The sequence below is a fragment of the Streptococcus marimammalium DSM 18627 genome, assembly GCF_000380045.1.
In the GTDB taxonomy this organism is placed as follows: domain Bacteria; phylum Bacillota; class Bacilli; order Lactobacillales; family Streptococcaceae; genus Streptococcus; species Streptococcus marimammalium.
Genome location: NZ_KB904339.1, coordinates 276,557 through 290,244, shown reverse-complemented (window position 1 = coordinate 290,244; position 13,688 = coordinate 276,557). Strand labels below are relative to the sequence as shown.

The window sequence follows — 13,688 nt, the reverse complement described above, 5'->3', positions numbered from 1 at the left end:
AAAGTCAATAACTGATGCAGGACTGAAGTTTAGATCATCTTTTTTATTTAGTAAATTGATATCTACAAAAGGAGGTAAAATCAAAGGATTTTTAGAAATTAAAAAATCGTAGTCTCTAAGCTATGATATATATTCTAACATCCTTTCTACACAATGTAAAATAGTTAATTTCAGAAACAGATTTTAGGAATATAACCAATTTTAAAATGAATTAGACAAGAAATACCATTTATATTAAATTTAGGTAAAACTCAACATTTGTCTTAAAGGAAACTCTTATAAATAATATACCCTTATCTTATCAAAAGAACCTAGTTATGATTAAGCATAAGTTTCTATGTTTTCATATTAACACTTCCACTTTCTAATAAGCCTATACAGAAGTCTCTTTTATCTCTTTATCATTGTACACCCATTCTTGTTTCTTCAAGTTCAACTTTTCTCTTTATTTACTATCCCCATATTCATCTTTATTTTCTGAAGATATTTTCCATTTTTTGAACATACAAAAACTCCCCTTATCATTTCTAGTGAATCTTTGCTTTTTTCACTGTCCACTATAAGGGGAGTATATTAAATTGATTCTCTCTGGATGTTAATGACTAGTTAACTACTACCCACTTGACAAAAAACATTTGATTTCATAGGCTCATTATTAATATGGGTATATGTAATAAACAGCCTGGGTAGTTGGATTAAACCACCCTCGATAGTTACCAATAGATGTGTTACCAGCATAATTAGCTTCTTTTACTTGAATTCTCTTTGAACTTTCAACGGCTGTTACATAGGCAACATGCCCATAACCTCCACCATCGTTAGGAAAAACTGCAACTGCCCCAACAACTGGTTTTGATCCAATTGAAAAGCCAGCAGCTCTTGCACTTGCACCCCATTCTTTTGCATTACCCCAATAGTTACCAACCCAAGGAGCCAATTCTTTAACTCCCCATGTACATTGGCCAACTTCATAGGTATTTTTTGAAGGAGTCACTTTCGGAGTTGCTTTTTTAACTAAATTAATCTGAGGTAATTGAAAACCTTTAATCTCATTATCCATATACGTTACATAAACATGGACTTGATATTTACCAGTAATATTACCATGTTGTGTAACATCACCACTAATGCTTAAAGTATTTCCTCTTTTAAAACTTGTTTCATACCATTTTATATTACTCTGATTATCCTTAGACCAAACTGCTACTCTAATTAGTTTAATGAATTTGGAATCATCATTTTCAGTTACTTTAACACTAAAACTATGACCATTAGGAGTATAGTTAACAATATCCATCTTAGGATCTTTGTAATTTGAAATACTGTTTACTTGAAAACCGTTTGTACTTGTTAATCCAAAAATTCCATCAGACAAAGGTCCTTCAGCATATATGTGTGCTTGATATTTCCCTAGTACGTATTTATGATTTTTCAGTTTAATATTAACTTTATATGCTCCATCAGAAATCTTTTGTGTCCTATACCATTTCAAATCATCTTGACCATCTTTATCAGACCATACAGGAATGACAATTGAGTTAATGTATTTGGGAACATTTGTTACTATAATTTCAAAATCTATATCACTAATTTTTGAAATATTATGATTAACAGTTGGAATAGGAATATTTATTTGACTTGCCATAATCCCTTCCATTTTCCCTGATTTTTTTAAATATGTATGTATATTATATATACCATAGTTGCGATGATTAGTATAATTAGCAAGTGCAATTCCCATATTGTTAGCATTATACCATTTTATATCATCTTGACCTTTTTCATCAGACCATACAGCAAAGTAGATGTTATTTAAATCATGAATAATATTAGATTTAAATCTCAAAGAAATACCACTTTGAGTTAAATCTGTTTGCAATTCATTTTTAGCCTCTATTTTAAAATAATATTTTCCTAAATCTGTTCCGATAGTTTTACCATTTGCATAATCAGTATATACGTGAACTATAAAAAAGTCGCTTTTATTACTATGATTGGTAACATCAATTTTGAACTTATCTTTATTATTTGAAGTATTATTATATGTGTACCACTTCAAATCATCTTGACCATTGGTCTCTGACCAAACTGCTATTCTAATACCATTTATTACCTGATTAGCATTTGATTTATCTATTGTAACATTGAATGTGGTTTTATTCTCACTATAATCTTCAATATTTATTTTTGCATAAGTTTCGGGTTCTTTTTCATGATTAAATCCGGTTGTTCCAATTAAAGGAATTAGAGACTGTGTAATTTGACTATAACCATATAGATGGATGTGGTATTGCCCAAAATCATTCTTATGATTATTCACATTTACAATAGTTTCATATTTTGTAGGCGATATTTTTTTAGCCACATACCATTTTATATCATCTTGACCACCTTTATCAGACCAAGTTGGTACTTTAATTTCTGTTATTGTTTTCGGAATATCACTGATTACAATTTTATATTCATTTTTAGAAATTTTATCTATTTGATAATTAATGTTAGGCTCTTCTATACTGAAAGTTGTTGCATTAAGTCCTCGCATTTTCCCATTTTCATTAGCATATGTATGAATATGATAAAGATCATAGGCTTTATGATTACTATAGCTTACGTATGCAACTCCTCCATTATCAGCTTTATACCATTTTAAATCATCTTGACCATTTTTGTCAGACCAAACTGCAAACATTATAGTGGAGTTTTTGGATATTTCTCGATTGTATTGAATACGAAGTGCTGTTGAACCTTCTGAAATTTCTGTAACAGATAAATTATTTGCATTCTCAGAAGAGTTTCTAAATGAATTCTTTAGATGAGGAGTTTCTATTAATTTTTCTGAAGTAATTCTTCTGAAAATTCATTATTTTCTAAATCAACATCTTCTTCATTTAATAAATTATCCTCTTGAATAGTATTTTTATCTAAATTCTTGAAATCATTGTTTTCTACATTATTAGAATTATTTGGAACTTCCAAATCATGATGATCAGATAATACATTATCATCTTCGTTTGATTCATCATTTTTAATAATTTCAACGAAATTTTTATCTTGACTATTTGTCAAATTATCAAACTCTGATATTTGATTTTGAGTTATTCCATTTTCCGTGTCAGCAAACACTACAGTGGATGTAGCAATTAAACCTATAGATAAACATAAAATAAACAATATTTTTTTCTTTTTCTTATTCATATTGCTTTATTCCTCCTTTTCACAGAAAGTATAGCATTATGTTTGTGAAAGAACAAACAATTATATGCTGCTATTTAAAAATTTTTTAGTTTTACTTTTGCTATGCTACTGCAAAAACACTTTTCTATAATTAACTTAACTTCCAATAAAAAATAATATTCTCATAACAAATATATAATAAAAAATTCTGTTTAACAACATACTTATGAAATACTTTAATAGACTACAAAAATTTATTCAACCTAAAAAAGTAATCCTGAAGAATAAAAAATATCTCAAACTTCCAAATAATTTACTTCGAAAATTGTCTCAATTCTACTCAAAAAAACACCCCAATTGTTAGATTTTGTGTCTAACTTTTGGGGTGCAGTTCAATGAGCTCGTGTTTTTATTCTCTTAACTTTTGGTCTTGTATCTTTGATTATTGATAGTTGTATTAATTATAGAAACAAAATCTAAAAACCAACTAATTTAAAATTAGATAAATTTTTTTATTATTCAAATTTTAATATCATTTCTCTCTTTTTTCCAAAGAATATTTTGAAATATTTGAATTTAAATCGATACTATTTGCCAACCTAATTCCTCTCCATTTTTCGAAATGAAATAAAGGATTTATAAATGACCAATAAATTTTTTTTCTAAGAGTATAATCTCTATCTTTTAAAATTTTTATACTATCTTTAAATGAAAATTTAATGGTATTAATTATAACATTCAGAAATGAAATTTTTGTAGTATTACCACTATTTAGACGAATATTATAATTTTCGTCAAAAATACGTTTTTTATAATCAGATAACTTAACATCATTAGAATGCTCAACAACTGCTCTACTATTGTATACCTTAATATAACCAGCATCTAAAATATCTTTACCATATTCATAATCTTCAGAATAATCAACAGTCCTATATCCTATATTATTAAGTAGAAAATCTCTGGGGGCTGCTGAACAAACATCACTGTAAAAAGACTCTTTTGTATACTTACCAAAAAATTCTTTATTATCTCGAGTCCAAAGTGTAATAGCATCAGGAACACCTTGTTCTTCAAAAACTAAATTAATATCATATTTCATGGCAGGAAAACAATTATCTCTAGGTTTCTGTTTTCCTAATACTGCAACAATCTTTTCATTTAGACTAAATGGTGAAATCATTTCTGATAACCAGTTACTATTTATAGGTATGGCATCTTGGGTTAAATAAACAATATACTGCGCCTCTGATATTTCAGCTACCATTTGCCTAGTTCTACCATGAGAAAATTCTGATTTTTTAATTTTAATTAATCTTAAATTATCATATTTAGACAAAAACTCTTTGATTATTGATAAAGAAGAGTCTTGAGATTCTGAATCAGTAATGATAACATCCCAAGGAAAATCAGTTTTTTGTTTATATAATGCAACTAAAGTCTCCTTTAGATGATTATTTTCCCCATTGAATACAGGAATGAAAACAGTCGCTTTGAGTTTATTTTTCATTAATAACCTCTCTAATAATTATTTGTTCTACTTTTTTATAACTTTTTTCCCAAGAAAAATCATTATATTTCTTGCTAATCTCACTTGCATAATCATTAATATTAGTTTTCTCAACTATCTCACATAATTTATTAGCTAGAGAAATAGGATATGCTTCCGTATAAGCAATATCATCAATTTCTCCAAGAACAGTGGTATTATTCTCTCCCGAGTTCATAACTGGAACGCATCCAGAAGCCAATAATTCCAGTGGTAATAAAGAGACATTTGTTAATGATAGCAATAAACAAGCAACACTATCTTGATAAATTGTTGCAAGTTCTTCTTTACCCAAAATTCCTCTATTAATAAATTCAAAAGGTATGTTATAATCACTCATATCTTGACCAAAAAATTCAATATCATAATCGGGATATCTCTCTTTAAATATTTGAAGAGCCATGATTCCAAGTTCAAATCCTCTTCGCTCAGTGTGAGCTCTAGCATAAAAAGCAATCTTTTTCTTCTTCTTAATTGGAGCCGTAGGCTGATAAATTTCTATATCAGCACCAAAATCAAAATAATCAGATTCCATTCCATAGCTTTTTAGTTTTTTTGTTAACCATTTACCGGCTGTAATACCATAGAAACCAAATTTATATGTTGCTTCAGCCAATTTGTACCTAGAACCTACTCCATAAAACATAGGTTCAAAATCCTGAACAAAATAAAATTTATGAAGCTTTTGATCTTTTAAATTAAATACAGCGTAAGCAGTTTCCCAACTTGTAGCAAATACAACATCTTGATTTTTAAAATTTTCAAGTTCTTCTACAGAAACATCAATGTGATAAGACTGTAATAAAATTTTGTAAGCTTCTTTTGAAGTTTGATGAATTGTATTATTATTGTATATGTAAAAAGTTATACGATGACCATGAGATTGTAGATATTTAACAAATCTCGAAATAGTCGTATGTCCTCCTCCTCCTTTTCCTATAGGGGGAGAAACCCATGCTATATTTAAAATTTCTTTATCAATTTTAGATGGCTTTTTATAACGATTATTAATATAATCTGCTGAAACTATGTCTTCAAATTTAGGCATAATTGGTAATTTAGATAAGTCTATCTTATGTATTTTTTTCATTAAAGGCTTACCAGTTAATTTGTGAAGAATTTTTCTAATAGTCACATATATACCATATTCTTTAAAACTTTTTAAAAGTTTATATATCATTTTTTTCTCCTTAATAGTCGAATTAACTTATTATTGATAAACAAGCTATAAAATTTTATGAAAAACTGATTTATTTTATAATAGTATGCTTTCTTAATATTTTTCAATTCGTCCGCTTGCAAATTAATTTGCAACTTCAGAGAATCAATTTCTTTTTCTTTTTCTTTTTCAACATTTTCTAATTTATGAATAGACTGCCATAAATTAACACTATCATTCTCTAAACGTACCACTGTATTTTTTAATAATAAATTAATGGCATTTACATATTCAATATAATTTGAATCAAATGGTTCTATTTTTTTATTAAAATTATTTACACTCTTATAAATTTTGGAAAAAACGTTAGAAATTAGATACTTATTAATCGATTGATTTCTTATTTTATTATGAAAAATTTGAGCTTCTTTATAATTGCTTAATATCTCTTTGACTATTTCCTCTGAAGTTTTAATATTTTTTTCAAATCCTCTACCCGAAAAATTATTTTCTTTTGCTAAAATAAAATTATCTTCATTTAAATATCCTGGACCTTTAAAATGATCATATACATATATTGGTTTTCCCATTACCAAACAGTATTGAACATTTTTACCTATTCCTATAACACAATCGTATTTATTAATTAATTCTGGGTTTACTAGTTGGTAATTTTGAGACCAAACTCCAAAATAATCAATTTTTATTTTTCTTTCAATTAATAACTTTTCAATTTCCAGAATTTCTTTAGGAGGATGATTCGATATAACCAATATGGATTTTATTGAAGTTTTCTTTCTATGTTCTAAATTAGTATAAGATTTAGGAACAGGGTTGGGATAATAATGTAAGTTAGGAATTTGTTTAAAAAAACGAGATAAGTTTTTTTTAACTATTTCTTTTGAAACTACTAAACTAGCAGATGAAATTTTTTGTTCTAAATCATGAATAAATGGTTGTTCTAAAACATGGCTAGGTAAAGCTGCCATATGCAAAAAAACAAATCTAGGATATTTTTCATGATTTTGCCCAAGTTCTCTAATTATTTGAGGTGGAATAATATTTTGTGATACAAAAACCATATCATAATTTGTTATTTCAAATTTATGATTAATATCATCAATAATTTTAATATTCTTTTCCTCAAATTTATTCTTCAACGGTGATTGAGATAAGTAAGTAAAAACTTCAACAACTGCTCCTTGAGATTGAAGATATAAAGCTAATTCTAAAATATTAATCTCAGCACCACTAAAACCTCGTAACCAAATGTGAGTTAATAAAAATTTCTTTTCTTTAAACATATCTACATTTCAACCTCACTTTTTTAATCTAAATGATACGTTAGGCTTCCAATATATGTTATTTCCTGATTTACCTCTGTTAATCAACTCAAAATTACAAACATTATTAAAAATAGCATATTCTTTTGATCTATCTCGAGATTTGACACCAAACTGAGTTGTAAATTTCCCATTTGGGAAAATATTTTGAACTAAAAATTTAATATTAATTTTAGAATCAGCAATTGATATTGGATCATCAACTTCTTCATCCGAAACCCACCTATAAAGTAGTTCACCACTATCTTTATGAATTGTAAAAGTCAACACAAGATCGTCAATATTTTGCTTTATTTCCAAATTAAAGTTAAACTCTAAATTTTCTTGATTTATATTTTTAAAATAAGAAGACAAAGCGATATTATTTTTCTTTGTATTATTATTTGACTCAGTTTCAACACCTATCCCATTAAGTTCTTTATAAATTTGAGCAATTTCAAGTGGACTCCCTACCTTCATTTTATGTCCTTTATCAATTAACATGGCTTTATTGCAAAAGCGTTGAACTTGTTCCATTGAGTGAGTTACTAAAATTACCGTTTTATTTTCTCGTTTTAATTGAGCAAAATAATCAAAGCATTTTCTTTGAAAAGCTTCATCACCAACAGCTAATACTTCATCGAGTATTAAGATATCTCCTTTTGCTTTAATTGCAATTGAAAATGCTAATCGAACTTGCATTCCACTAGAATAATTTTTTAACTTTTGATCCATAAAATCATTAAGTTCAGCAAAAGAAACAATTTCTTCATACATTGAATCAACTTCACTTCTTGAAAAACCTAGTAAAGCTCCATTCATAAAAACGTTTTCTCTGCCAGTTAATTCAGGATTAAAGCCAACCCCTAGCTCAATAAAAGGAACTAGTTTCCCATTTACTTCAACTGTACCACTTTCCGGTGTATAGATTTTAGAAATAATTTTAAGTAAAGTAGATTTTCCTGAACCATTTCTTCCAACAATTCCGAAAAAATCTCCTTCTTCTACTTGAAATGAAATATCATCAAGAACGTGTTGTTCAGTATAACCTTTTACTCCTTTAAAGTAATTTACCAAACTAGTTCTTAAGCTATGACTTGCTTCTGTTGGTAACTTAAAAGATTTACTTATTGAATTAACAGATAAAACAACTTTTTTTCTTAACATTAGAGAATCTCCGCAAATTTCTTTGAATTTTTCTTAAATATATAATAACCTATAAAGAATGAACTAATAGATATAACAATTGGAATAACCGTAAAAATTTTATTTTCGAAAAGATCCCAATTAATTTCAGCACCAGAATAAACAATAAAATGACGTAATTCTTGAATTATCTGAGCTAAAGGATTCAACATCATTATTTTTGCAACTAAAGTATGTCCTCTTTGAATAATGTAAGTAATTGAATAGATAATAGGGGTGCTATACATTCCAGCTTGGAGAATAACTTCCCATATAGGTCCCATATCTCTATATTTAATAAATAAAGTTGATAAGATAAAAGCAATACCTGTAGCAAACAAAAATAATTCAAAGAAGAGAGGTAGTAAAATAAAAATCCCAATACCTATATCAACACCATTTATAAAAGCAAAAACAAGTACAACTAAAAGATTGATAAAATAATTTATTGTCGCCCCTAAAACTGAAGATATAACAATTATTTCCTTAGGAAAATTTATTTTTCTAAGTAAATCTCCTCTAGATACAATTGATAACATTCCCATACTTGTTGCTTCTGTGAAGAAATTCCATGTCACCATTCCTAAGAGTAAACTTACAGCATAATGTGGGGTACCGTCATCAAATCTTAAAAAACGAACAAATACCAAATACATTATAGTAAATAATAGCATTGGTTTTAAAATAGACCATAAGTGACCTATCAAACTTCCTTGATAACGCAGTTTAAAATCTGTCTTAATCATTTCTTTTAATATAATAAGATTGTTTGTCGAAAAGTTATACATTATTATCTCCTTTTTCTACTTTTTTAAAATGAGATTTTAAAAAATAAATAGTCTCATTCGTTTTTACCATTTCTTGTAAAAGAATCCAATTTTCTTTACGAAATAACATCATTTTATTTTCTCCTATAGCCTATTTTTGTAAGAATCAGTCCTCTAAACACGAGGGTATGAAAAAGTCGATTCTTTTTAAAATCAAACTTTTTTAATGTAGTATATCTTCTCGGTAATGGTTGTTCAAGTAGAGAAATATATGCAATAATCATCTCTTTGTTTTGTTTTGATAAGTCAAATTGTAAGAGATGATGGGCTTGTTTTTGACTTTCTGTGATAAGCCACCAATATTTTTCTAATAGTAAGTGTGGTTTTAACCACTTTTTCATTCTTTTTGTCCATGTTCTTGCACCAAGAACATTATTGTCATGTTGACGATATAATTGAGTTGTTCTATCTATATAAACAAGGTTACCCATTGCACTAGCTAACAAAGCAAGATACCAATCATGCATCAAAATATTATCATCAACTGTCCATTTTTCAGCCAGAGTATGATTAATCAGCATGGTCCCACCAGTTACCGTATTCTCTGTCAATTCTTGAAGAAGAGTCGTATTGGCATGATGTGATTGTTTTTCTATCATGCTTTCAGTCATCATTTCAAGATTTTGATTGACCACAGATAAGTCGGTATAAACCAGTAATGGCTTATCGCTAGGAAAAGTTTGTGCTTTAGCCAAGGTGATTTCTAATTTATCTTCCAACCAAACATCATCTTGGTCACTAAAAAAATAAAAATCAGCAGGCTCACGCTTAACAAGAGTATAAAAACTTTTAATAACTCCCACATTATCAAATTTTTCAGAATCGATAAGATGAATGCGTGAATCTTTTTTGACAAAGGCTTGAATGATAGTTCTAGTCTGATCGTTTGAGCCATCGTCTCTTATTAAAAGAGTCCAATCTTTAAAAGTTTGTTTTTGGATACTTTCGATCTGCTCCGCAAGAAACTTCTCGCCATTATAAGTAGCCATCACAATATTAACTTTCACTTAAAAATAAATCCTCATATTCTTTAACAATTTTTGACCAAGTATAGTTTACTTTAATATGGTTTTTGGCCGCTTTACCAAGTTCTTTGAAATCGTTTTTTTTATCCATCTTATTTAGTAAGTCTTTTAAATCATTTTCTTTGTTCTTCCAGTAATAAACAACATCTTTAGCGGTTTGTCGATTAAAAGAAACATCCAAGACTAAACTTAGATCGGTATGAGCTAGTGACTCAAGAAGACCTGGATTAGTACCACCAACAGAATGACCATGGAGGTAAGCAAAGGCATTCTCACGAATATAGGAAACTAATTCTTTATCATAGACGGTACCTACAAACTTAATACGCTCATCCTGATTAAAATGAGTTTTTTGACGAAGAGTTTCGAAGTAGGCATTGCCTTCGTAATTACTAATAATTACCAAATCCCTTTCGGTTTGACTAGCCATAAATTCTCTAATAATAGTTTCATAATTATTTTCAGGAATAAAGCGTCCTAATATTAGATAATATTCTTTTTCTCTGATTTGCCATTTTTGATAAAAATCTCTCACTGTTGTGTCTATTGGTGATAGATTAGACGATTCGGTATCAGTTCCATAAGCGATAAATGATGTCTTAGACCAAGGATAAGAGGTTCTAATGTAGTCTTCAATGCCAAGGTTATCTGTAATGATAAGATTGGCATGCTTTGTCATCATTTTTTCTGAATACTTCAAATACATTTGAACAGGTTTTGGCCATTTAGAACGTTTCCACTCTAGTCCATCTGGATTGACAAATAGCTTTCCACCAATTGCTTTAATCTTTTTAGCAAATGGATAAATAAAACCACCGATGGTATTACCTAGTAAATAAAAAATAGGTTGTTTTATTTGCTGCTTTTGAATCAAAGACAAGGAATAGTTAATCGCCATCATATCATAGGCAATAACACGCGCACTACCTAACTTTGGTGGTTTAATAGTAAAACAATCAGCTCCTGAATAATCAAAATGATGACCTTGCTCTTCATTTGAAAGACAAGCCACATGATATTTAATATCAGGAGACACTTGATTTTGAATCAGTTCTTGAACAAAAGTTTCAAAACCTCCATAACTTGCTGGGAGGCCTCTACTACCAAGGATAAAAACGTGACGCATAATAACCTCATTCTATACAATACAATCATTTCATTATATCATAATTTCATTTCTTTGGCGATTAGAAAAAAACAGGCAAAAGCCTGTTTGAGAGTGGATTTTAAATAAATAATTGTCCTGAGTTAATCAGAAAAACCATTAGGGTGTTTCTTTTGCCATCTCCAACTATCTTCACACATGCGAACGATATCGTATTTTGCCTGCCATTTCAACTCTTTTTTTGCTTTTGAACTGTCAGCATAACACTTGGCAATATCACCTTTTCGTCTTGGTAAAATACGAAAAGGAATTTCTTTTCCAACGACTTTTGACATTGTGTTAATAATTTCTAAAACGGAGTAGCCTTTTCCTGTACCAAGATTATATATGTTTAACCCTGATTTTGGTTCTAATTTTTTTAGTGCTGCGACATGTCCATTTGCTAAATCAACGACATGAATATAATCTCGAACACCTGTTCCATCTGGTGTATTATAGTCATCTCCAAAAACACCTACATATTGCAAATTCCCAACAGCCACTTGTGATACATAGGGAAGTAAATTATTTGGAATTCCTGAAGGATCTTCCCCTATATCACCAGATTTATGAGCACCTATGGGATTAAAATAACGCAATAAAACAATATTCCAAGTTTTATCAGAAGCATATAAATCTTTAAAAATATCTTCCAACATTAATTTGGTTCTACCATATGGATTAGTCACAGAAAGTGGAAAATCTTCTCTTATTGGAACAGTTTCAGGATCTCCATAAACAGTAGCCGATGAGCTAAAAATAATATTTTGACAACCATTTTTTTTCATCACACGAAGTAAAGTCAAAGTGCCACTAATATTATTGTCGTAATAATCCAAAGGAATCTCACTAGATTCACCAACCGCTTTCAATCCTGCAAAATGGATAACAGCTGAGAACTCATGATTTTCAAAAATTTCTTGTAACTTTTTCTCATTGCGAATATCACCTTTATAAAAAGTCAATGACTTTCCCGTTATTTTTTTCACTACTTCTAAACTTTTAGAACTTGCATTATATAGATTATCTATAACGACAATATCATATCCTTGATTGAGTAATTGGATACAGGTATGCGAACCAATATACCCTGCTCCACCAGTCACTAAAATTGTAGCCATGTTTTAACTCCTTTACCACTATATATTCATAATATCATCAATTAGATGTTTGACAGTTACATCCCATGTGAAACCAGATTTAATCTTTTGATGAATGGTTTCTTGTAACAATTGTCGTTTTCCATGATTCGTAATTAATACTTCTAAAGCATTTTTTATTGAATCAACACTATCATCTACAATAATACCAGTTTTTTCATCTGAAATAACTTCAGTTACCCCGCCTCTATCAGTTGCTATAACAGCACATTTCATCATACCCGACTCTAATACTGCTGTAGGCATACCCTCAGCATAAATTGATGGATTTACAAAAATATCAGATTGATTCATCAATATCATAGTGTTGTTGTAGTCTAATTTTCCTAAAAAAGAAACTCTTTCATTCTTATATTTTCTTTTTAAAGTTTCTAAAAGTGGACCATCTCCTGCAATTGCTAAGTGAATTTTTTTATATGTTTCTAATTGTGAAAACGCTTCTAATAGAAGTATAATACCTTTTTCTTCTATAATTCTTCCAGCATAGCTTATAATTAAGTTGTTTTTTAGTTCTGGTAATAATATTTTACTTTGATAGTTATTTAATAATTCTTTATCAATAGAATTATAAATAACTCCTTTAGGAGATATTCTAAAATTCTTTAACCAAGTCATACTTCTCTCAGAAACCGCAAAAAAATCTGGCGAGTATCTTTTAACTGCAAAAGTAATTAGATGTTCATATAGTTTAGCTAAAAAATCTAAAATAGTATGACCTCTTACTGTAGTTCCAACTTGAACATAACCTCCACCATGTTCAATAACTATAGCTTTGAGATTTCTTTTTTTAGCTATTTTTAATCCCATTAGTGTAGTCAAATAGAACCGAGTATTACAAATAACAAAATCAATATTTTCGTTTGACAATTGCATTAATAATTCTTTATAGATATTATTTTTTTCAAAAATAGGATATCTTGATTTAAACTGTTTTTTAGAAGGAAAACGGTAAATTTTAATATCACCATTTTCCTCCTGTTTAGAAAGATTATGACTATTAGTTGTTACAATAATAACCTTGAATCCTTTTTTTACTAATGTTTCAGCTATTTTAACAGTGAATCTTTCTACACCACCTAAATGTGGATATATAAATGCCGTAAAAATTGCTATTGTCTTAACTGACATGTAAACCCTCTCTAA

At 28.8% G+C, this 13,688-nt stretch carries 11 protein-coding genes; all 11 read right to left on the bottom strand.

Annotated features, from left to right (window positions below; genetic code table 11):
• Positions 1-655: 655 nt before the first annotated feature.
• The 11 genes from A3I1_RS07700 to A3I1_RS0101265 all read right to left on the bottom strand — a co-directional run bounded on the left by A3I1_RS07700 (position 656) and on the right by A3I1_RS0101265 (position 13,673).
• Positions 656-2,728, bottom strand: coding sequence for a GBS Bsp-like repeat-containing protein (locus A3I1_RS07700; RefSeq protein ID WP_272912584.1), 2,073 nt, complete (start codon positions 2,726-2,728; stop codon positions 656-658).
• Between the two features lie 98 nt (positions 2,729-2,826).
• On the bottom strand, positions 2,827-3,195 hold the full coding sequence (locus A3I1_RS0101315; RefSeq protein ID WP_018369520.1) for a hypothetical protein: 369 nt from the start codon (positions 3,193-3,195) through the stop codon (positions 2,827-2,829).
• A gap of 511 nt (positions 3,196-3,706) precedes the next feature.
• Entirely contained in the window at positions 3,707-4,684 is a 978-nt protein-coding gene (locus tag A3I1_RS0101310) for a glycosyltransferase family A protein (RefSeq protein ID WP_018369519.1), read from the bottom strand.
• Positions 4,674-5,903, bottom strand: a complete 1,230-nt coding sequence (locus A3I1_RS0101305) for a rhamnosyltransferase WsaF family glycosyltransferase (RefSeq protein WP_018369518.1) — start codon at positions 5,901-5,903, stop codon at positions 4,674-4,676. Before A3I1_RS0101305 ends, A3I1_RS0101310 begins: the two co-directional genes overlap by 11 nt.
• Positions 5,900-7,186: a glycosyltransferase family protein gene (locus A3I1_RS07695; RefSeq protein WP_018369517.1), complete on the bottom strand. Its 1,287-nt coding sequence runs from the start codon at positions 7,184-7,186 to the stop codon at positions 5,900-5,902. The genes A3I1_RS0101305 and A3I1_RS07695 overlap by 4 nt, the downstream gene beginning before the upstream one ends.
• A 15-nt stretch (positions 7,187-7,201) precedes the next feature.
• Positions 7,202-8,371, bottom strand: coding sequence for an ABC transporter ATP-binding protein (locus A3I1_RS0101295; protein WP_018369516.1), 1,170 nt, complete (start codon positions 8,369-8,371; stop codon positions 7,202-7,204).
• Positions 8,371-9,177, bottom strand: coding sequence for an ABC transporter permease (locus tag A3I1_RS0101290; protein WP_018369515.1), 807 nt, complete (start codon positions 9,175-9,177; stop codon positions 8,371-8,373). The genes A3I1_RS0101295 and A3I1_RS0101290 overlap by 1 nt, the downstream gene beginning before the upstream one ends.
• A gap of 113 nt (positions 9,178-9,290) precedes the next feature.
• Positions 9,291-10,223: a glycosyltransferase family 2 protein gene (locus tag A3I1_RS0101280; RefSeq protein ID WP_018369513.1), complete on the bottom strand. Its 933-nt coding sequence runs from the start codon at positions 10,221-10,223 to the stop codon at positions 9,291-9,293.
• Positions 10,213-11,367 (bottom strand): beta 1-4 rhamnosyltransferase Cps2T, encoded by a 1,155-nt coding sequence (gene cps2T / locus A3I1_RS0101275; RefSeq protein ID WP_018369512.1) that lies wholly within the window; start codon positions 11,365-11,367, stop codon positions 10,213-10,215. The genes A3I1_RS0101280 and cps2T overlap by 11 nt, the downstream gene beginning before the upstream one ends.
• 122 nt (positions 11,368-11,489) lie before the next feature.
• Positions 11,490-12,506 carry a UDP-glucose 4-epimerase GalE gene (gene galE, locus A3I1_RS0101270; protein ID WP_018369511.1) on the bottom strand — a complete coding sequence of 339 codons (1,017 nt, stop codon included), beginning with the start codon at positions 12,504-12,506 and terminating at the stop codon, positions 11,490-11,492.
• Between the two features lie 18 nt (positions 12,507-12,524).
• Positions 12,525-13,673: a glycosyltransferase family 4 protein gene (locus A3I1_RS0101265; RefSeq protein ID WP_018369510.1), complete on the bottom strand. Its 1,149-nt coding sequence runs from the start codon at positions 13,671-13,673 to the stop codon at positions 12,525-12,527.
• Positions 13,674-13,688 lie beyond the last annotated feature (15 nt).

What these genes read in the sequence shown, in the direction of transcription:
- A3I1_RS07695 (WP_018369517.1), bottom strand. Translation starts at nt 7,186, where the DNA reads ATGTTTAAAGAAAAGAAATTTTTATTAACTCACATTTGGTTACGAGGT.
- A3I1_RS0101310 (WP_018369519.1), bottom strand. Translation starts at nt 4,684, where the DNA reads ATGAAAAATAAACTCAAAGCGACTGTTTTCATTCCTGTATTCAATGGG.
- A3I1_RS0101295 (WP_018369516.1), bottom strand. Translation starts at nt 8,371, where the DNA reads ATGTTAAGAAAAAAAGTTGTTTTATCTGTTAATTCAATAAGTAAATCT.
- A3I1_RS0101305 (WP_018369518.1), bottom strand. Translation starts at nt 5,903, where the DNA reads ATGATATATAAACTTTTAAAAAGTTTTAAAGAATATGGTATATATGTG.
- A3I1_RS0101290 (WP_018369515.1), bottom strand. Translation starts at nt 9,177, where the DNA reads ATGTATAACTTTTCGACAAACAATCTTATTATATTAAAAGAAATGATT.
- galE (WP_018369511.1), bottom strand. Translation starts at nt 12,506, where the DNA reads ATGGCTACAATTTTAGTGACTGGTGGAGCAGGGTATATTGGTTCGCAT.
- A3I1_RS0101265 (WP_018369510.1), bottom strand. Translation starts at nt 13,673, where the DNA reads ATGTCAGTTAAGACAATAGCAATTTTTACGGCATTTATATATCCACAT.
- A3I1_RS0101315 (WP_018369520.1), bottom strand. Translation starts at nt 3,195, where the DNA reads ATGAATAAGAAAAAGAAAAAAATATTGTTTATTTTATGTTTATCTATA.
- cps2T (WP_018369512.1), bottom strand. Translation starts at nt 11,367, where the DNA reads ATGCGTCACGTTTTTATCCTTGGTAGTAGAGGCCTCCCAGCAAGTTAT.